Origin of the sequence: Streptomyces canus 299MFChir4.1 (genome assembly GCF_000383615.1) — a bacterium.
In the GTDB taxonomy this organism is placed as follows: domain Bacteria; phylum Actinomycetota; class Actinomycetes; order Streptomycetales; family Streptomycetaceae; genus Streptomyces; species Streptomyces canus_C.
The window spans coordinates 265,157-284,965 of the sequence record NZ_KB911584.1 but is presented as its reverse complement, the minus strand read 5'-3'; the positions used below and the strand labels follow the sequence as shown (position 1 = coordinate 284,965).

13 protein-coding genes and 1 tRNA gene are annotated in these 19,809 nt (G+C 71.1%); 9 read left to right on the top strand and 5 right to left on the bottom strand.

Annotated elements, in window-relative coordinates; translation table 11 throughout:
* Positions 1–322: 322 nt before the first annotated feature.
* The 5 genes from repSA (at position 323) to H293_RS0109335 (ending at position 3,844) form a co-directional block, all read left to right on the top strand.
* Entirely contained in the window at positions 323–1,636 is a 1,314-nt protein-coding gene (gene repSA / locus H293_RS0109350) for a replication initiator protein RepSA (protein ID WP_020117608.1), read from the top strand.
* Between the two features lie 2 nt (positions 1,637–1,638).
* The gene (locus H293_RS0109345) at positions 1,639–1,848 is read left to right on the top strand and encodes an excisionase family DNA-binding protein (protein WP_033415322.1); all 210 of its coding nucleotides are present in this window, start codon (positions 1,639–1,641) and stop codon (positions 1,846–1,848) included.
* A complete protein-coding gene (locus H293_RS0109340) occupies positions 1,848–3,026 on the top strand; it encodes a tyrosine-type recombinase/integrase (RefSeq protein WP_028807691.1) in 1,179 nt (392 codons plus the stop codon). Before H293_RS0109345 ends, H293_RS0109340 begins: the two co-directional genes overlap by 1 nt.
* 3 nt (positions 3,027–3,029) lie before the next feature.
* A tRNA-Ser gene (locus H293_RS58400) sits at positions 3,030–3,121 on the top strand.
* Positions 3,122–3,349: 228 nt separating this feature from the next.
* The gene (locus H293_RS0109335; protein WP_033415343.1) at positions 3,350–3,844 is read left to right on the top strand and encodes a hypothetical protein; all 495 of its coding nucleotides are present in this window, start codon (positions 3,350–3,352) and stop codon (positions 3,842–3,844) included.
* Between the two features lie 23 nt (positions 3,845–3,867).
* On the opposite strand, the gene H293_RS0109330 is transcribed toward H293_RS0109335, so the two are convergent.
* Complete coding sequence (locus H293_RS0109330; RefSeq protein ID WP_020117604.1) at positions 3,868–4,809, bottom strand: DUF4231 domain-containing protein; 942 nt, start codon at positions 4,807–4,809, stop codon at positions 3,868–3,870.
* Between the two features lie 255 nt (positions 4,810–5,064).
* Here H293_RS0109330 and H293_RS0109325 point away from each other — a divergent pair, with 255 nt between their 5' ends.
* Genes H293_RS0109325 through fxsT form a run of 4 tightly spaced genes read left to right on the top strand, consistent with a single transcriptional unit; the run spans position 5,065 to position 13,358 of the window.
* Positions 5,065–6,570, top strand: coding sequence for an FxsB family cyclophane-forming radical SAM/SPASM peptide maturase (locus tag H293_RS0109325; protein WP_310591874.1), 1,506 nt, complete (start codon positions 5,065–5,067; stop codon positions 6,568–6,570).
* Complete coding sequence (locus tag H293_RS0109320; protein ID WP_020117602.1) at positions 6,567–8,282, top strand: HEXXH motif domain-containing protein; 1,716 nt, start codon at positions 6,567–6,569, stop codon at positions 8,280–8,282. The genes H293_RS0109325 and H293_RS0109320 overlap by 4 nt, the downstream gene beginning before the upstream one ends.
* Positions 8,194–9,369 carry an FxsC protein gene (gene fsxC / locus H293_RS0109315; RefSeq protein WP_028807689.1) on the top strand — a complete coding sequence of 392 codons (1,176 nt, stop codon included), beginning with the start codon at positions 8,194–8,196 and terminating at the stop codon, positions 9,367–9,369. The genes H293_RS0109320 and fsxC overlap by 89 nt, the downstream gene beginning before the upstream one ends.
* Complete coding sequence (fxsT, locus tag H293_RS0109310) at positions 9,366–13,358, top strand: FxSxx-COOH system tetratricopeptide repeat protein (RefSeq protein ID WP_020117600.1); 3,993 nt, start codon at positions 9,366–9,368, stop codon at positions 13,356–13,358. Before fsxC ends, fxsT begins: the two co-directional genes overlap by 4 nt.
* Before the next feature lie 37 nt (positions 13,359–13,395).
* On the opposite strand, the gene H293_RS0109305 is transcribed toward fxsT, so the two are convergent.
* From H293_RS0109305 to H293_RS0109290, 4 genes are read right to left on the bottom strand one after another with little or no spacing between them, the layout of a single operon-like run.
* Positions 13,396–14,613 (bottom strand): toll/interleukin-1 receptor domain-containing protein, encoded by a 1,218-nt coding sequence (locus tag H293_RS0109305; RefSeq protein ID WP_020117599.1) that lies wholly within the window; start codon positions 14,611–14,613, stop codon positions 13,396–13,398.
* A gap of 28 nt (positions 14,614–14,641) precedes the next feature.
* A complete protein-coding gene (locus tag H293_RS0109300; protein WP_020117598.1) occupies positions 14,642–17,551 on the bottom strand; it encodes a hypothetical protein in 2,910 nt (969 codons plus the stop codon).
* On the bottom strand, positions 17,548–18,795 hold the full coding sequence (locus tag H293_RS0109295; protein ID WP_020117597.1) for a ribosomal eL19 family protein: 1,248 nt from the start codon (positions 18,793–18,795) through the stop codon (positions 17,548–17,550). The genes H293_RS0109300 and H293_RS0109295 overlap by 4 nt, the downstream gene beginning before the upstream one ends.
* A complete protein-coding gene (locus H293_RS0109290) occupies positions 18,792–19,751 on the bottom strand; it encodes an AAA family ATPase (protein ID WP_020117596.1) in 960 nt (319 codons plus the stop codon). The genes H293_RS0109295 and H293_RS0109290 overlap by 4 nt, the downstream gene beginning before the upstream one ends.
* Positions 19,752–19,809 lie beyond the last annotated feature (58 nt).

Sequence of the window (19,809 nt, the reverse complement as noted above, 5' to 3'; positions counted from 1 at the left end):
GACCAGCGGCGCGAACTCGTCGATCTTCCTGGGCACTACCTGGCCACTGGCCGAACGGCGCGGTGGTGTCGCCGGACCCGCGAGGTACTTGCGGACCGTCTTGCGGTCCAGCCCCGTCTCACGGGCGATCTCCGACAGGCTCATCGCCCCGGACTCCAACAGCCCACGAAACCGCCGAAGTTCCGACCACCGCTGCGGATCCAAGACCACTGTCGACCACCCCCTGCCGCAGCACACCGACTACGCAGCAGAGTGCCGACCAGGATCCCTCAACACATCCGCAACTGGCCGCATTCGCCCGTACGTGGGTGGGGACGTTCAGGTGTACGCCGACACCATCCACCTCCAGGGCACGACGGTCACCCGCAACGCTGCCTCCGGCCAGGTCCTGCACACCTACTCGACCGACACCGAACCCGGCGGACGCCTCCGGATCGCGTGCGGCAACCGGCGGGCCTCCCGCTGCCCCTCCTGCGCCTGGACCTACGCCGGAGACACCTACCACCTGATCCGCGCCGGACTCGTCGGCGACCCGGACAAGGGCACCCCGCACACCATCCGCGACCACCCCCGCGTCTTCGCCACCCTCACCGCCCCGAGCTTCGGCCCGGTCCACAACCGGCCCGGCAACCAGCCTTGCCGCTGCGGTGTCCGCCACGGCGAGGACGCCCCCGAGCTGGGCACCCCGCTCGATCCCGCCTCATACGAATACGCGGGCGCGGTGCTGTGGAACAACCACGCCTCCGAACTGTGGCGCTACTTCACGATCTACCTGCGCCGCGAGATCGCCCGCCGCGCCGGGCTCACGCAGAAGGATGCCCGGGAACAGTCCCGGGTCTCCTTCGGCAAGGTCGCTGAGTACCAGAAGCGCGGGGCCGTGCACTTCCATGCCGTGATCCGCTTCGATGGACCCGGCGGGCCCGACGATCCGCCCCCGGCCTGGGCCACCCTGGACCTGCTCACCGAGGCGATTCGTGCCGCCGCTGCCCGCGTTGAGGTCGACGTGCCCCCGGCTCGGTACCAGCCGGACCCCGACCAGCCTGCCCGTGTCGAACCGGCTCGTACGCTGCGCTGGGGCACTCAGCTCGACGTGCAGCCGATCGGCGCCTTTGGTCACGGCGAGGAGATCACCGAAGCGGCCGTGGCGTCCTACGTCGCCAAGTACGCCACTAAGGCAGCCGAGACCACCGGAACGGTTGATCGCCGCATCGGCAACAAAGACGCGCTGGTCCTGCTGGGCGTGCCCGACCATCCGGCCCGGCTGATCGCGGCCTGCCTGGACCTGCACGCGCTCTACCCGGACCGCAAGCTGCGGGACTGGGCTCACATGCTCGGCTTCCGCGGCCACTTCTCCACCAAGTCCCGCCGCTACTCCACCACCTTGGGCGCCCTTCGACAGGTCCGCGCCGACTACCGCGCCGCCCAGCAACGCGAAGCCCTCGGCCTGCCCGAGCTCGACGACAACCCGGAGGCGACCACGCTCACCCTCGCCCACTGGTCGTACGCCGGACACGGCCACACCCCCGGCGAATCCTGGCTCGCCGCCAACATCCGCCGAGACCTCCAACACAACCGCGAGGCCGCACGCGAAGCCCTCGCTGGCTTGGCGAACTCCGAAGCTGAGGGGGAGTGGTGACCATGGACAGGCTTCTTGACGTGCACGAGGTCGCTGAGTTCCTGGGCACGACCGTGCGTTTCCCGCGTCGGTTGATCGAAGAGCGCCGGATCACCTTCGTCAAGGTCGGTCGTCATGTCCGCATCCCTGAGCGAGCCCTACAGGCCTACGTGGCCGCGAACACCGTGGAACCGGTCAGCCTTCGTCCTACGGGCCTCAGGAGGGCTGCCTGATGGCTGGCAAGCGCAAGTCTCGCCGGAGCTTCGGCAGGATTCGCAAGCTGCCCTCTGGGCGGTTCCAGGCTCGCTATCCGGGGCCTGACGGAGTACTCCGGCCTGCCGACCGGACCTTCGCCACGACTACCGACGCTGATCGATGGCTGGTGAAGAAGCGGATCGAGATCGAAGACGGCCGCTGGATTGATCCAGCCGAAGGCCAGACAACGGTTCGGGACTGGGCGGCTCGCTGGTTGGCTGCCGTATCGCCGCAGCTCAAGCACAAGACGCAGGCCTCGTACCGATCGCTGATCAACTCGCGGATCAATCCCGCGCTGGGAGATCGGGAGCTGTCGAGCCTGCGGCCGATCACGGTCACAGAGTGGGTCGCGCAGATGCGGACAGCGGGGCTCAGCGCGTCCCGCATCCGGCAGGCGTACCGAGTGCTGTCCCAGGTCATGGAGTCGGCTGTCGACAACGGGCTGATCGCGCAGACGCCTTGCCGGGGCGTGCGCCTTCCCCGGATGCCGCAGACAGAGCCGCACATCCTGACCCCGCTTGAAGCCTCAAGGCTCGTGCGGAAGGCGGAGAAACCCCATGACCTGCTGATCGCGCTGCTGGCCTTCGCTGGCCTGCGAGTCGGCGAGGGGTTCGCGCTGCGTCGCGATGACGTCGACGTAGCGGGCGGCACGGTGCTCGTTGACGAGAACCTTGCCGAGGCGAACGGCGCCCTGGTCTTCGACACCCCGAAGTCTCACCAGAAGCGGCTACTCCGCGTGGCGCCCACCCTCGCGAAGCGGCTCGGGAAGCACCTGGAGACCCTGCCGGACGACGGCCGTGCCCTGCTGTTCACCACGTCCGCGGGCAAGCCGCTGCACTACAACCAGTGGCGCAAGGCGTACTTCGATCCCGCCGTGGCGGCGGCCGGTCTGACCGATGTGACCCCGCACGATCTCCGCGCCTCGCACGGGACTTGGGTCGCCGACAAGTACGGTGTCATGACGGCCGCGCACCGCCTCGGGCACTCCAACGCGAGCGTGACCACTCGGCACTACGCTCGTCCGGTCGCCGGTCGCGATGATCAGGTGGCCGAAGCCTCGGATGCGTGGGTCAAGGGGCACGATCACGCCCCTGGGGCACGTAGCGGGCACGGCGACGATGACGACGGCTTGGCGGGCGCGCTCGTACCCGTCTGACCTGCGGCGGAGACGTCAACGCCCCTGATCGGCGAAAGGTCTTGAAAACCGTCGTGGCGCGAGTCACCGTGGGTTCAAATCCCACACCCACCGCAGTGGATGAGAGCCTCTGACCAGCAAGATCGGTCAGGGGCTCTCGCCGTTCGTGGTCCACGTCGAGGCTTGCGGGCGTGGTTCATGGCGTCCGGGTGGAGGGGGCCGGGCCTCCTCCCGAGGCAGACGCCCCTTTCGGGTGCGGGCTGGGCAGGCTGTGTGGCTCCGGTGTCGGGACTGGGTAGGGAAGCAGGGCGTCCTGACCGGTTCTCACGGGGGTGGCGGCGAGCGTGGAGCGTACGACTCGGATCGGGGTCACCGGGCACCGAGACATCCCCGAGCCGGTGCTGGAGTGCGTCAGCACGGGAATTCTCGACGAGTTCAAGAACCAGGCCGCGGGTGGTCGCGTCGAGGCCTTCAGCGCCCTGGCCGGCGGCGCCGACCAGTTGTTCGCCGACCTCGCACTGAGCAGCGGGATTCCCGTCACTGCGGTGATCCCCGGCACGGACTACGAACGTCACCTGGGCGGACAGGCGGTCCGTGTCGCGTTCCGCCGGCTGCTGCTCGCCTGCGCGGACCGGGTCGACCTGCCGGTCGAACGCACCCGGGAGGAGGCGTACGCGGCGGCCGGTCGCTGGATCGTGGACCACACGGACCGGCTGGTGGCCGTGTGGGACGGCGAGCCGGCGCGTGGTCCGGGTGGCACGGGGGACATCGTGGCCTACGCCGGTCGTGTGGGCGTACCGGTGAACGTCCTGTGGCGTCCCGGGGCGCGGCGTCCCTGAGGCTCACCTCGCCCCGGCCCGCCTCATCCGCCGAACCGTGCGAGCCAGTCCGTGTGCTGGGGCAGCATCAGGTGCTCCGTGTCGGAGACGGCCCGGGGCCACTGTTGCTCGGCCACGCTCTGGGCGAGGACGGCCCGCTGGGTTTCCAGTCCCTCCCGCACCAGCGCGTGCGCGTACGAGAGCGGGTGGTGACGGCGGGTCTGCAGCCAGGCGACGCCGGTCGCGGCCGAGGCGGCGAGCAGGCCGCTGAGGTCCCAGCCGGAGGCGATGCCGGCGCTCCGGGCCACCGCGGCGGTCAGGGCCAGCAGGGTCAGCAGCGCGGTCAGCGCGGACCAGACGGCGGCGGACCGGCGCGCCTGGACGGCCCGGCTGCCGTACCAGCTGAGTTGTTCGATCACACGGTCGCGCAGGTAGATGTCCTTCCGGACGGCGAAGGACTTCTCGCGTACCGCCCGCATGGCACGGGTGATCTGGGGGTGGCGCGGATCGTCCGCCTCCTGACGGCTGGCCGGGTCCCACAAAGTGCTCCTGGCCTGACCCGAGCCCGGCAACGCGCCCGCGACCGGCTCCGCGCCGGGGCCGTGGGCAGGTTCCTGCCAGCCTATGCGCCGTAACGCCCGCAGGTGTTCCTCCAGTTGCTGGTTGAACAGCCCGTCGGGATCGGGCACCTCGGAGTGGAACGGCCCGCCGTGCACCATGTACTGCCACGCCAGCGACTTGACGGTCTCGGCGGCGTCCCGGTGCGCCTGCCAGTGAGCGCGGGCCCGGCGACGCTGGACGACGACACCGGTGACCACGGTGAGCCCGTACAACACGGCGGACAGGGCCGTGAGGACATGGCTGTCGAAGTGGTCGGCCAGGGTGGCGCAGACGGTCGCCACCAGCAGGAGCGACAGCTGGGTCGTGGTGGCCCGGAACGCCTCGCTCTGACGATTCAGCGCCCACTGGTCGTTGGAACGGAACAACGGCGGCAGATCGTCGTTTCCTATCGTCGCGCGCGGCCCAGGAACGTTTCGCCCAGGTGTGGTTGCCGCCATGGGGGTCACCTCGCCATGAAGAGGGGAAGACTCATGGTGACTTGGAGTCGTGCGGGTGCCAACACCGCGTTGTCGAGGGGGCCTTGGTGGGCATCATGGCGAGATCCGGCCGCTGGCCGAGGAGCACGGCCACGGGTTCCTGGCCGCCGGCCGATCAGTGTGCTTCCCTGAAGTCAGAACCGCATGAATCCGACCGCAACTCGGCGTGCTCCGAACCGAGTTGCGGGTCGACGCACGCCCACAACGACCACATCCACACCGCCGTGCCCGGAGCAACCGCCGGGTGTGGTGGTACGAGTGAGCACGGGGGGTTCGTGGAGAAGCCAGCGACCGATGTGGATCTGGGGATGCCAGACCTGGCCGGACAGTCGGAGCGGGATCTCGCTGCCCTGCCCGCCGGCCCACTCGGTCAGACCGTCAGGCGGATCGTGTACGACCACGGGGATCCGAACGGCAGTGCATCCTCGTTCGATTCAGCGCTGCCGCCGGACACCGCATCGCGCCCGACACGGAGGGGCTCCGGGGCCCGGGAGGTGGCACATGCGGAAGGTACGGCCTTTTCGTGAATGGGTGGTCAAGGTCGCCCAGCAGTGCAACCTCGCCTGTGATCATTGCTATGTCTACGAACTTCAGGACACCAGCTGGCGGCGTAAACCCAGTGTGATCCCGGAGGCTTCGGTCAACAGGCTCGCCGAGAAGGTGGCGGAGCATGCCAGGGCCCATGCCCTGCCCGCGGTCCGCATCGTGTTGCACGGCGGAGAGCCGCTCCTTGCCGGAAAACAGCGGATCGAACACATCGTGTCGGTCTTGACATCCGAACTACGAGGTGTGTCCGACTGTGATATCTCACTACAGAGCAACGGGACACTCCTCGATTCCGACTGGTTGGATCTGTTCCACCGGTACGGGATGTCGGTGGGGATCAGCCTCGACGGCGACCGCACGGCGAACGACCGTCATCGGCGTTCCAGGAACGGCCGGAGCAGCCACACCGCCGTTCTGAAAGGGCTGGAACTGTTGAGGCGACCGGAGAACAGAGCGCGATACAGCGGTTTGCTCTGCACGGTGGACCTCGCCAACGATCCGGTCGCGGTGTACGAGGAACTGCTCTCGCACGAACCCCCGATGATCAACTTCCTTCTGCCGCACAGCACGTGGGAGCACCCGCCGCCCGGACACGACTCACTGGCGACGCCCTACGCCGAGTGGCTGCTGGCCATTTTTGAGCGCTGGTACACCGCGCCGGTCCAGGAGACGCGGATCCCTCGCTTCGAGGACATCATGGAACGCGCGCTCAGCGGCCGGGCCCTGTCGGGGGCCGTGGGGGCGGTCTCCGATTTCATCGTGGTGGAGAGCGACCTGTCGGTGGAACTCCCCGACAACCTGAAGGCTGCCTACGACGGCGCCGCGGCGACCGGACTGAACCTGCTCGACCACGACTTCGACACGGTGGCCCGCCATCCGGCGGTGGTGGCGGCCCGCGGCGCGGGACCGGCCCCGCTCGCCGCCGACTGCCTCGCCTGTCCCGTGGTCCGGTTGTGCGGTGGAGGACTGCGGGCCCACCGATTCCACCCCCGTAACGGATTCGACAATCCCAGCGTCTACTGCGCCGATCTCCGCCTGCTCACCACGCGTATCCGGGACCGGGTGGTGGCCGATGTCAGGGAGTGGTTCGGGAGGGCCTCGTGACCGAACCCATGGCGTTACGCATGACGGCCGACGACTTCGCCGCTCTGGCCCGTTGCCGTCCTGCCGCCCCGGCGCTGGCGGTGCTCCGCAAAGGACAGACGAGTCAACGCCTGCTGCTTTTGAAAGGCCTTGCCGATTCCGCCCGGGGCGCCGTTCCCCACCTGTGGGGGGAGGGCGCGTCCCTCGGCTGGGACCTGTGCGTCCATGCCTACGCGGCGAATCCGCGGGCCTTCGAAACGGTGCTGCTGCACCCGCACGCCGGCGTCTGGCTCAGGCGGTGCTTACGCGCCCTCCACGGCACCTGCGCGGACGACGACCTCGCTGTCGACCTCGCCCGGCTGGGGACCTTCGGGTATGCCGCCGCGTTACGCGTCGGCATACGACCGCGACTGGACCTCCCGGCCCGTGACAGGCTGCTCTGGCTTCCCACACTGGGCGGCGTCCGGCTGCCGGAGGGCATGAGCACCGTCCGGCTGGACGGCTGGATCCTGGAGCTCCCGGACCGGGACGTGAACCTTCGTGGCCGCGAGCGGGAGAACGGGCATCGGCACGGCCCGGCGCGCCGGTTCGCGCCCCACCGCCTGGCGGTTCCCTCACGCGCGGGCACACACCGGCTGTCGCTGGTCGTGGAGGACACCGATCCCTACCGGAACGTCCACGGTTTTCCGGTCCAGCCCCGGCAGACCTCGGCGCAACTGGCCGCCTGGCACGCGGTGCTGGAACAGGCCTGGAGTCTGCTGAACGACCTGATGCCCGGGCGGACCGCCGACTGTGCCGCCCTGTGGTCGGCACTGGTCCCGCTGCAGCCCGGCCCTCGCGGGCGGGGTCGCAGCTCGTCCACCCGTGAGGCGTACGGGGCGGTGGCGGTCGCTCCCGAGCAGGACCCGGTGCGGCTGGCCGAGACCGCCCTCCACGAGACGAGCCACATAGCCCTGGCGGCGCTGACCGATCTGGTCGACCTGACCGATCCGCACGACCGGACGCACCACAAGGTGGGCTGGCGTCCTGATCCCCGCCCCCTCAACGCGGTCCTCACAGGGGCGCACGCTCACCTCGGCCTGCTGGACTTCTGGTCGCGTGTCTACCACACGCTCGACGGCGAGTCGGCCCGCGCGGCCGAGGCGCGTCTGGACCGGTACGGCCGGCAGGTGGTCGCGGCTCTGCGCGTGCTGCGGCGGAACAAGACCGCCCTGACCTCCTGGGGGACGTACTTCGTCGAATGCATGACCGATGAAGCGGAGCTGTTCGGCTTCCGGGTGGGCGGGCCGCGCGCGATTCACCCGTCCGTGGGGTCGGACACCGGGAGATCGACGCCTGTCCGAGTGGTCCGGGTGGAGACGGAAGGGGCCCCTCCGTCCGGTGCGGCCCGAGGCCGGCCGCCACCTCCGGGATCGACCAACAGTGCGGCAAACGGCGGTCCCGCCGTTGCGGCACACGGGGACGGAACGGTCGACCGAGTGGAGGAGGGGGCGTGGGCGGAGCGGGGTGTGCGGCGTTGGGCCTGCGACGGGATGTCGAATGCCGCCTATTGTGCGCAAAAACCCTTTACTTTTCTTTCTCCTCTATTCGAATATCAAGCCGATTTGACGTGGCTGATGTCGGGGCAAAGCAATTGGAGTCACCGTGAGCCACTTCTACCTGAGTCACGTGCGCACCGTCGACGAGGAGTGGGTCGCGTCGTTCTTCCACGACCTCTGCCGGGCCGTGGCTGAGCGCACCGGTCGCTCCCCGGAGGCCGTGGGAGTCCGCGGCACCCCGCACTCGTCGGACGTGTCGGTGGATCTGCTGGGCCGGTCCACGATCCTGGTCGTGCTGCACTCGCCGCGCTACTTCACCCAGTCCTACTGCCGGGCCGAACTGTCCTATTTCCAGCGGCGGCTCAACATGCAGCGCTCCAGGACCGGCCGCAGCGCCGACGCGGTCGTCCCCGTCATATGGGAGCCCGACCCCGCGCACGCGCTGGACGCCGTCGTCCCGTATCAGCCCCTGAGCGTGCGGTCGGAGGCCTACCGGCTCGACGGACTGCTGCACCTGCTGCGGCTGAAGGCGCGTTACCGGTCCGAGTACGAGGAGGTGGTGAGGGCCGTCGCCGACCGCATTGTCGCGGCCGCCGAACAACTTCCCGAGGTTCACGGATTCGACGCGGCCGGCAGCCACTCGCCCCTCGGCGCGCCCCCGCCCGCCGGCAGTCAGGCGGTCAGTTTCGTCGTGGCGTCCACGGCGCAGAAGGACGTGCCGGGCGAACGGCACTCTCACCAGTACTACGGAAAGACTCCCCTGGACTGGTCCCCCTACGCGCCAGGGGAACACGAGGCGCTGATCTCCCTGGTGAAGAACACCGCCACCGCCCTGGACTTCACCGCGACCGTGCTGCCGCTGGACGAGGAGACCGTCGACCGGATCAGCAGGGAACAGGAGCCCGAGCAACTCGTCGTGCTGCTGGTCGACGCGTGGGTGGCCCTGCGGCGGGAGAAGCACCGGCTGCTGGCAGCTGTCGACGAGCGGAGTCCCGAGGCGACCACGGCGCTCGAACCAAGGGCCCGCGACGACACCGAGTCCGCCGAACAGGCCGTCGTCCTGGACGAACTCCTCAACCGCGCGCTCCCGCTGATGCGCGGACGCAACAGTGAATACGAACGCTGGGGACTGCCGGACGTGGAGAGCTTCACCTCTTCCCTGCGCAAGGTTCTCATCCGCCTCCAGAACGAGGCGCTCAAGTCCATGGAAGCCGTGCGGTCGCCGGCAACGCCGGCCGACGGTCTCCATACGTTTCCCCTGCTCGGAAGGTATTCGTCATGACGTTCGACTCGGGTGACGCCGGCACCCGCGACTCCGGCACGGTCGTCACGTTCTACTCCTTCAAGGGGGGAACCGGTCGCACGATGGCCCTGGCCAACGTGGCCTGGATCCTGGCCAGCAACGGAAAACGTGTACTGGCCATGGACTGGGACCTGGAGGCGCCGGGGCTGCACCGCTACTTCGCTCCCTTCCTCGGTGACCCGGAGCTGCGCTCCACCCCCGGCGTCATCGACCTGATCCGCGAGTTCGACCTGGCCAGGCCGAGGCCGGCCGGCGGCGACTACAGTCGGCAGGCCCGGGTGGAGCGCTTCGCCTCCGCGCTGACATGGACCTTCGACAGCGGTGGCTATGTCCTCTTCGTCTCCCCTGGACGGAGGACTCCGGAGTACTCCGAAAAGATCAACACATACGACTGGCAGGGGTTCTACGAACAGCGCGACGGCGCGGCCTTCCTGCGTGCCCTGCGCGAGGACATGCGGAGCAACTACGACTACGCCCTGATCGACAGCCGTACGGGCTGGAGCGACACCTCCGGCATCACCACGGTGCTGATGCCGGATGTCCTGGTCAACTGCTTCACGCTGAACACCCAGTCGGTGGACGGCAGCGCCAGCGTGGCCGCGGACGTACGGCGGGCCGCCCCGCACGTCAGGATCTTCCCCGTGCCCATGCGGGTGGAGGACGCCGAGCAGGAGAAGCTGGCCATCAGCCGGGGACATGCCCGCCACCGCTTCCAGGAGTTCCTCAAGGACACGCCACGGGCGGCCGATCCCGACGGCTACTGGGGATCGGTGGAGATCCCCTACAAGCCCTTCTACGCCTACGAAGAGGTCCTGGCCACCGTCGCGGACACGCCCCGCCAGCCCGCCTCCCTGCTGGGCGCCTACGAACGTCTCACCTCGGTGATCACGGACGGGGAGGTCACGGCCCTGCGCCCGGTCGAGGAGCCGTTGCGCCGGCAGCTGCTCGCGCGCTTCCAGCGGGCTCCGGTACCCGGCGGCCGCATCGTGCCCCGGGTGCGGGTCGACTACGCGCTGCGTGACGGCGCCTGGGCGGAGTGGATCGAAGCCCAGCTCCAGTCCGCGGGGATCGCCGTGGCGCTGCGCGGAAGCAGTGCGTCCGTGCCACTGACCAGCGGTTCGGAGGACGGGGCGGACGTGGTCATCGCGCTCCTTTCGCCCGACTTCGCCACCACACCGGTTGCCGACGAGGTCCGGGCTCTGGTGGCGTCACCCGAAGGGGCCAGGATCATCGGCCTGCGCACCCGGGAACACCAACCCGAGCCCGTACTGCGCGGACTGCCCGGATTCACTCTGGTGGACGCGTCCGCCGAGCAGGTCCTCGGCAAGCTCTTCGCCCTGCTCGAACTCCAGGCACTGCCCCCCGCCGTCACCGGCACCATCGCCTATCCGGGTCTGGTCCCCCGGATCTTCAACGTGCCGCGCCGCAACAACTCCTTCACCGGCCGCGACGTACACCTGGACCGGTTGCGGACCAGTCTGAGCGCCGAATCGCTGCGCGCGGACACCCCCGTCGGCAAGGCTTTCCTCTACGGCCTGGGCGGCATCGGGAAGACTCAGATCGCGCAGGAGTACGTCCACCGCTACGGTTCCCAGTACGACCTGGTGCACTGGATCCCGGCGGAACAGCCCAACCGGATCCCGCAGCTCCTCGCGGACCTCGGCCTCGAGCTGGGAATTCCGGGCGACACGGTGGACGAACGCGCACAGGCGACCATGACGGCACTGAAGAATGGCGATCACGGTCGTTGGTTGCTGGTGTTCGACAACCTCACCGAAAACCAGGACGCGAACGGCGAGACCTGGAACACGGACGAGGGAGGCACGACGGTGGAGCGGTACCTTCCCGACGAGGGACCGGGACACGTCATCCTCACTGCCCGGCGTTCTCCGCACGAGGAGAACGAGACCGCCATGGAGGTCGACTCCTTCAACAGGTCCGAAAGCATCGCCCTGCTGCGCCGCAGGGTGGACGGGCTCTCGGTGAGGGACGCGAACCGGATCGCCGACACGCTCGGCGACTTCCCGATGGCGATGGAGCTCGCGGCCGCATGGCTGCGGCAGACGGCGATGCCCCTGGACACTTACCTCGATCAGGTCAACAGCCGGGTCTCCTCGGTCCTGAGCGGCACGGACGGCACCGGGGACAGCCAGCAGGAGTCCCTCCTGGCGGTCTGGCGGTTGACCGTCGACCGGCTCGGCAACGAGCGGCCCGCGGCGGTCCGGCTGCTGGAACTGTGTGCCTTCCTGTCCCCCGAGCCGATCGCGCACTACCTCCTCTACAGCGACGCCATGCGCAACCGGCTCGCCGAGGAGACCGGGGACGAATCGGTGCTGGACCCCATGGTGATGGGATACCTGATCCGGGACCTCGGACGGTACGCACTGGCCACGGTGGACCAGCAGAGCGGTTCCATCCAGGTGCACCGACTGGTCCAGGCCGCGGTGCGCGAGTGGCTGGGAGAGGATCCCGAACGACAGCGGCGAACTCAGCGCCAGGCACAACTCGTGCTGGCCGGAGCGTTGCCCTCGGCCGCCTCCCCGGAGGACAGCGCGACGGCCCGGCAGAGGTTCGCGGAGCTGCTGCCCCACCTGGAGCCGTCCAAAGCACTGTTCAACACCGATGCGCGGGTGTGCGAGTGGGTCATCCGCCAGGTCCGCAACCAGTGGCGGATCGGCGACCACCGGGCCGCTGCCGCGCTGGGGCAGAAAGCACTCGACGTCTGGACGGAGTCCCTGGGCGCGGACCATCACCTCAGGCTGCGGCTGGCCGCGCAGGTGGCCAACCCGCTGCGCTCCCTGGGCCGTTACCGGGAAGCCCACGCACTGGACGCCGACACACTCCAGCGTCAGCGCGCGCAACTCGGCGAGGACGACGGCTACACGCTGGTGACCGCCCGCAACTACGGTGCCGACCTGCGTGGCCTCGGCCGCTACCAGGAGGCGTACGACGAGGACCGCAAGACCTATGAGCTCTACCTCAACAGCCCGGACTTCGGCCTGGACCACGAGGAGACTCTCCGGTCGGCGAACAGCCTCAGCGTCTCGCTTCGCCTCGCGGGCCGCCCCGGTGATGCCCTGGAGCGGGCGACGGAGGCGTATCAGAGGTGCAGGCAGTCCCTGGGACTGCAGCACCGGCTCACCTGGATCGTGGCCAACGGAGTGGCGCTGGACCGCCGGGACACGGGCGACTACCAGGGCTCCCTCGATCTGCTCTACGAGGTTCGCAAACGCTTCGTCGGCCTGCTGAGCGAGAACGCCGACGACGTGCTGCGCACGGACGCGTCCCTCGCGGTGACCCAACGCCGCCTCGGCAAGTACGCCGAGGCGGAGGCCCTGACGCGCTCCACCCTGAACGTGTACCGGCAACGCTACGGCGAGGGGCATCCCGACACCATGTCGTGCACGGCCAACCTGGCCTGCGACCTGCTCGCCCTCTCGCTGACGGATCCGGCCAGGGGGTTCGAGGCGATGGAGCTGGGACGGCAGAACTTCAGGCGCTACCGCGAGCGCCTCGGCCTCGAGCACCCGTTCGCCCTGGCGGCAGCGACCAACCTGGTGGCCATCCTCAGGAACCAGGGTGAGACCGAGGAGGCGATGGAACTCGCCGACCGGACGCTCCCGCTGCTCGTCGGACGACTGGGCGACACCCACCCCGGCACGGTGGCCTGCCGGGCCAACCGGGCCGGCCTGCTGTCCGCTCGGGGCCGGTACGAGGAGGCACTGACCGAGGACGAGGTCGCCCGCGAGGCCTACCGCGAGCTCTACCGCGACCATCATCCCCGGGTGCTCTGCGCGGAGTTCAACGTCGCCCTGGACCGCAGCCTGCTCGGTGACGACGACGCCGAGCAGAACCTCGGCAGCGCGACGCTCGCCGCCGAGCAGGAGTTCGGCCCGGACCATCCCACGGTCCGGTCGATGCGTGAGCGCAGGCGGATCGACTTCGATCTGGAGATGCCGCCGACCTGAGCCCGCCGTACGACCCGACCGCCCCGGCGCGGTCGGGTCAGTTGTTCGACGTGGTCCCGTACCGGCGCACGAACCGTCGCACCGTGCGGTTCATCTCCTCCTCCCGCCAGGCGGGCAGGCCCTCCAGGCGGGTGTGCGTCCCGGTGGCGCCGGACAGTTCCCCGTCCACCACGAACAGGAACAGCAGTCCCTCCGGGTACGCCGTGTCGAGCGCCCTGACCAGGTCGGCGTCCGGGGGGTGCGGGACGATCACGACCACCGGGCCGAAGTCGTGCTCGTGCTCCCGCAGCGTCTCCTCGTCGTGGATGTCGAACTCCTCCAGGAGTTCCTCCCCGATCCGTACCACCAGATCGGTCAGGACACCGGTGCCCGCGGTGAGCGGGACGACGAAGTGGTCCCAGGGCAACGGCTGTTCGCTGGCCCGGTGGATGTAGCGGCGGGCCGTGTCCGTGGAGAGCGCGGGCAGTACCGCGACCCTGGGAGAACCCGCGCCCAGCACCCCGTGCATCCGGGCCGCCTCGTCCACCGGTACCCGGGCGTGGGTCACGCTCAGTTGGACGAGTTCCCTGGAGGCGTCCGGACCGGACAGGGGCAGCAGTTCGGTGAGGGCCGCGCGCAGCGGGTCGGACCCGGGCTCGCTCGGGCGCTCGGCCAGCAGGCCCGAGGCGAGCCGGTGACGCATCAGCGGGGACAGCGTCTCCAGTGCGACCCCCAGCGTCGCACCGGCCCGGCTCAGGCTCTCCGCGTCCACCTCCCGCAGATGGTGGACCACCCGGTGGTGCACCTTGGCCCCGCCCGACTCGGCACGCATCAGGTCCAGTTGGGGTCTTATGTCATGCCGTACGGCGTCGAGGTCGTCCTTGCCCGGCCACTGCACCATCTGCCGTCTGTGCGGGCTGAGCGACCCGAGTCCGCTCTTCTCCAGGGCGTCCAGGGTGACTTCCGGCAGCATCAGCAGGATCACCGGGAAACCGTCGTGCCGGTTGCGCAGTTCGGCCATGGCCAGTTCGTTCTGCACATGCTCGGACCTCAGGGCGTGGCTCGACACGATCAGGAGCATGCCGTGCGCGCTGCCCATGCCGTCGGAGATCGCCGCCATCCAGTCCTGTCCCGGTACCAGGGACTCACGGTCCACGACGACCGGCTCGCAGCCCTCCTGGTGCAGCAGTTCCTCCATGGCACGACGGGCCGGCCAGCAGCTGCAGGTGCAGCCGAGCGGTTCGCTGCGGCTGAGGAAGACATGGGGACCGGGCATGGGACTCCTCGTAGGGGGCCGTGTCGTGTCAGCGGGCGGTCGGGGCGAAGGGATCCATGGGCTCGGGCTCGTCCGGGGGCGGGTGGGTGTCCGCGCGGACCCGGAACCAGCGGGTCCCGCCGACGTCGATCTCGACCGTGACCAGGCCGTCGGAGGCCGGCCGCAGGATCCGTGCCGGCGCGGTCGGCGGGTGGTCAGGGGGCCCGGAGCTGTCAGGGGGGTCATGGGCGATCTCGACCAGCTCGGTCCCGGCGGTCGCCTCGGGCAGGGCCACCCGGGCGGTGACCGGTACACGGGCCGTACTCGTCAGACACAGGACGGTCTGCCCCGCGTGGTCCCTGCGGACGGCGGTCACGCCGGCGACTCCGGTGGGCACCCGCTCGACCCCTCCGTGGCGCAACGCGAGCTGTCCGGCGCGCGCCGCGAGCAACGGCCGTAGCGTCGAGACCGACCGGCCGTCCGGAGCCAGAACCGAGGCGGGGACCTCATGACACCCCGGGAGCGCCAGCAACAGGCCCGCCCGCGGGCGCGAGAGCCCGTCCGGGAGGACCCAGGGGCGGTACGGCGGGAGCGGCGCGGCGGGGGTCGCCGACTCGGGGTGCGGCTCGGATTCCGGAGACGGTTCCGGGGCGTTCGCGGGCTCCGGCGGCGGACCCAGGGAGAGGTGCCCGGTGCCGAAGGGGGAGTCGGAGCGCGTCAGGTGCGTGGCCGTCGTGACGATCGCCGTCCGGGGATAGGCGTCCAGCAGGTGCCGCAGGCGGGTGAGCAGGGGGGCGGGCCACTGATGCGGGTCGCTGAGCCGGAGGCCGTCGATCGGTTCCTCCAGCAGGTCGTAGGCCCGCCTGAGCAGTTCGCCGTACGGGGCGTCCTCGCCCGGGGGTGCCAGTTCCGCCAGCACCCGCAGCCCCAGCTCCCGGGCCCGCGTCAGCAGCGCGGCGAACTCCGCCGAGTCCGGCGGCAGGGCAGCCGGCAGGCAGACGTGTCCGATGCCCCAGCGCCGGATCCCGGGCGGCAGCACGGCGTTCCGCGCCGGCAGCACCACCCCGACACTGTCCCGGAGCCAGTCCGGTTCCGTCTCGTCCGGTGGGGAGGGCACGGGCCCCGGGGTGAGCAGCTGGCTCCGGCCGTCCTCCGCGCGGATCTCCACCTCGCCGCCGTGCCCCGACACCAGCAGCAGCCCGCCCGCCGCGGGATGGACCTCCCGTACCCGGAACGGCATGGGCACCGCGTCGGCCGTCCCGCCTCCCGGCCAGGGCAGCCGCAGCAGCCGGTCACCCCCGTCCGCGGCCACCACCAGTCCGGCCTCGGGAAGCAGCGCGAGAGAGGACGCCGGCGCCGGCAGCACGCCCAGCACCTCGACGGCACCGGGCGCGCTGCCGGAGGCGGAGCCATACTCGGAGGCGGGGTCAGAACCAGAGCCAGAGCCGGCGTCCGTTGGGGAGACCGCCCCGACCGCACCACCCCCCACCCCGTACACCCGCCCGTCCGCCGCCCCCCACACCACCGCTCCCGACCAGGGATCGCCGCACAGAGCGGTGACCCCCGCCCCCGGCCGCCATCGGCCGACCTCGCTGTCCCGGTCCGAGGCCAGGCGGTGGACCGTCACACCGCCGCTCGCGTCCGCCGCGGCCACCAGGCCCGCCCGGACCGAGCACCACAGCCGCACCACCGGGGCCGGATGCGGCAGTGCGCGCAGGATCCGGTCGGGATCGCCGTCGCCGACGAGCAGGACCTCGTCGCCCGCGGCCAGGCACAGCACGCCGCGTTCCGCCGTACGGGACCAGCCCACGGCCGTCGGCTGTACCGACAGCGGGTGCAGGACGGCGTCGGCTGTTCCGTCCACGGCCGTCGTCACCACGTGCAGCCCCTTGCCGCTCACCACCGCCGTCGCCGCGGGCCCGGCATCGGCGACCGCGAGCAGCCGCGGCTGGTCGGGCAGTTCGACCGGCAGCACGGACTCGCCGTCGTCGATCCGCAGCATGGTCCGGCCGTCCGCGGTCGTCGCGGCCGCCGCCCGGTGGCCCGCCCGCGCGCACAGCAGAGTGCCGCCCAGCTCCGCCTGCGCGGCCAGCAGCGTGCCATCCGTGCGCGCCTCGGCGGCCACGCTCACGTTCAGGGCGGTGTGCTCGCCTTCGTGCAGGTCCAGTTCGTGCCACCGCGCGCCGGGCAGCGCGCCGCGCAGCCGCAGCCGGACCCGGCCCGCCCCGCTCGCCCCGCAGACCAGCGCGCCCCGCTCCGGTGGTCGGCTGAGGACCAGGCCGTCCGCCACGGCCCGCACTCCGATGTCCACCTCGGTGTGCACCAGCGCCCGCACCGTCCGGATCTCGTCGGCGTCGGCCCGGGTGACCAGAGCGCGCGGCGGTTCCATGCCCAGCCGCTCCGCCGCCATCACCTGCAACCGCCAGGCCGGCAGCGACTCCCGTACGGCTTCCGGCAGCCGGGGGAGGAAACGCAGGATCCAGCGGCCGGCCTCGGCCCCCGTGACCCCCTCGGCGAGCACCTGCCGGAAGAGCGGGGTCAGGATCCGCTCGATACCCGCCTCGGAGAGCGGCGGACCGACCGTCGCCGACCACAGCAGTTCCTCGAATCCGCGGACCAGGGGCGGCGCGCAGCGATGGGCGGCCCGGGTGAAGTCACGGACCGAGCCGAGCAGGTCCGGATCGTGGTCGTACAGCTGTCGCCGCAGTTCCGCGCTCACCTCCGGGTACAGCACCAGGGCACTGCTGTCGGCGGCCTCCACCAGAGGTGAGAAGCACAGCCTGGCCTCCAGGCCGGTGCTGCTGTCCGGGGCGAACCGTAGCCGGGCGCCGCGCAGGAAGTACGGCTCGGCCTGGGCGGCCAGGCACAACGACCGGGCCAGCCGCAGCACGTCGGGCTGGTGCCGGCGCTGTTCCGCGATCAGCCGGTACGCCCCACCGCGTTCGGGTGCCGCCGTCATCGCCGCTGCCCGGCCCGCCGCGGATCCCGTCGGGCGGCGGCCTGCGCGAGCCGTACGGACACCCGGCGGTCCAGCGGGACCAGCGTGACGGTCTGCCGTACGGCCTGCGGGTACTCCTCGGCGGGATACGGGGTGATGCAGACGACGGGGCTGCCCGCTTCGCGCAGCCGGCGCAGATACGGCAGCCAGCTCGTCGGCGAGGAGTGGTGGCGGCCGGGCAGCGGAGGCTGGAGGTGCCCGAGGTCGGACAGCAGGAGCACGGGCTGCCCGTGCGGAGGCACCGGGTGGGGCTCCCAGGTGCGCCCCCGGTCGCGGCTGGCACCCTGCGCGATGCGCAGGTCCAGGACGCGCAGCCCGCCCGGCGGCAGGATGCGGGCGGCGAGCCGGACGATCCATTCCTGATCGTGCCGGAAGGGCCGCATCGACTCGCCGCGGTCGAGCAGCAGCAGCGCTCCGGCCCGGGTGGTGGACCGCTGCCGGTAGGGCACCCGCGGCCGGGCGGCCCGGCCACCGGCGAGACGGCGCACGACCAGGTCCACCAGCCGGAGGTGGTCGACCGCGCGTCCGGTCGCGTACGTACTGGCCACCGCGAGGAACACGGCCCGCTCGGTCCGCGGGTTCCATGGCGGGGCGGGCCTGGGCAGAGCGGTCGGCCAGGGCACGTCGAACGCCTCGGTACGGCCGAGCAGTTCCTCGGGGCCTTCGTCCCCGGAGCCGTAAGGAGCGGCATCGCGCCACAGCGGAGATTCCGCCTCCCGGGCCGCCGCCGGACGCGCGGCACGGACGAGGAGCAGGGAACCGCCGGTGGTCGTGCGATGGGCCGGGGCGGGGGCCTGCCCGCCCGGGCCGGTGAGGGCGGAGGCGGGGTCCTGGTGATTCGGCGCCGGGTCTTGGTGATACGGCGCCGAGCCCTGGTGGGACGGCGCTGCGCCTTGTGGACCGGGCCGCCGTGTGCTGTCGGGCGGTACGGCCGCGGCGTCGGCCCGGCCGGATCCGGTGCCGGCCGGTGAGCGGTTCGCGCGGGCCGTCGCAGCCCCGTTTCGGGAGGGTCGCGTGGTGCCCGAGGCACGGCGGCCGGGACCGTCGGGCGGCGCGTGCGTGGGTGCGGCCGGGGCGGGGCCGTCGGAGGGAAGCGCGAGTCCCAGGGCCGCCGCCAGCATGGTCAGGTCGGCCGGGTCGGACACCCGCAGCGCGCGGGCCGTCCGCAGCAGGTCGCCGAGCCGGGCCGGGCTCCCCGGGTTCATGGGGAGGCGGCGGGGTCGGGGGAGCCCTTCACCATGGCGAGGTCGGCGACCGCCCGCCATTCCGGCGAGTCGGCCGTCAGGTTCATCTGGCGGCAGGCGCGCAGGGTGTCCAGGAACTCGGCGGTGCTCGCCGCGGGACGGGTGGCCACCGACTCGTTCTCGAACATGTCGGCCAACTCCAGGGTGAGCGCCTCGTCGTAGTCGTCCCCCATGTGCAAGCGGGCGACCTTCAGGAGGTGTTCGCGGCCCGGGGGCCGCAGGCGCAGCAGGATGCAGCGGCGCAGGAAGGCGGTGGACAGCTCTCGCTCCTCGTTGCTCGTGATCACCACCAGGGGTGCGCCCGCGTCCTCGGCCGCCGTCACCGTCCGGCGGTCCGGGCCCACGAAACGGAGGTTGTTGAGCGGATCGAGCAGGGCGTCCGGGACATCGGGGTCGGCCTTGTCGATCTCGTCGATGAGCACCACCGCGGGCCGGTCGCGCAGGGCCGGCGGTCCCTCCTCGTCCATGGCCGGATCGAGCGCCTTCCACAGGGGTCCCGGCCGGAAGTAGGCCCGCGAACCGGGATCCTGGAGCGTGCCCTGCGTGGCGTCGTTGAGCTGGCGGAACGCCTCCTCGCGCCAGAGCAGGTCGTGCGGTTCGGTGCGGGCGGTGACCACCTCCGCGTAGTAGCGGAAGCGCATCAGCCGGGCCACGTTCGGCGCGAGCGCGGACTTCCCGGAGCCCGGCGGCCCGAGCACGAGCAGCGGACGGCCGGACGCCAGCGCGACGTTGACGGCCAGGACGGTCCGGTCGTCGAAGAGGTAGACCTGCTCGTCGAGGCGGGCCGTGCCGCCACCTGGGGCCGTGGCGCCGCTCGTGGCCGTGGCGCCGCTGGTGGCCGTGGCGCCGCTGGTGGGCGTGCTGTCCGACCGCGCGGGCCGGTTCGTCTCCTCGGTCGGGTCGAAAAGCTTGATCAAGCCACTGTCCCCCATCGTCGGCCCACGGCGTCGGCGACCGCACCCCGTTGCACTCTTC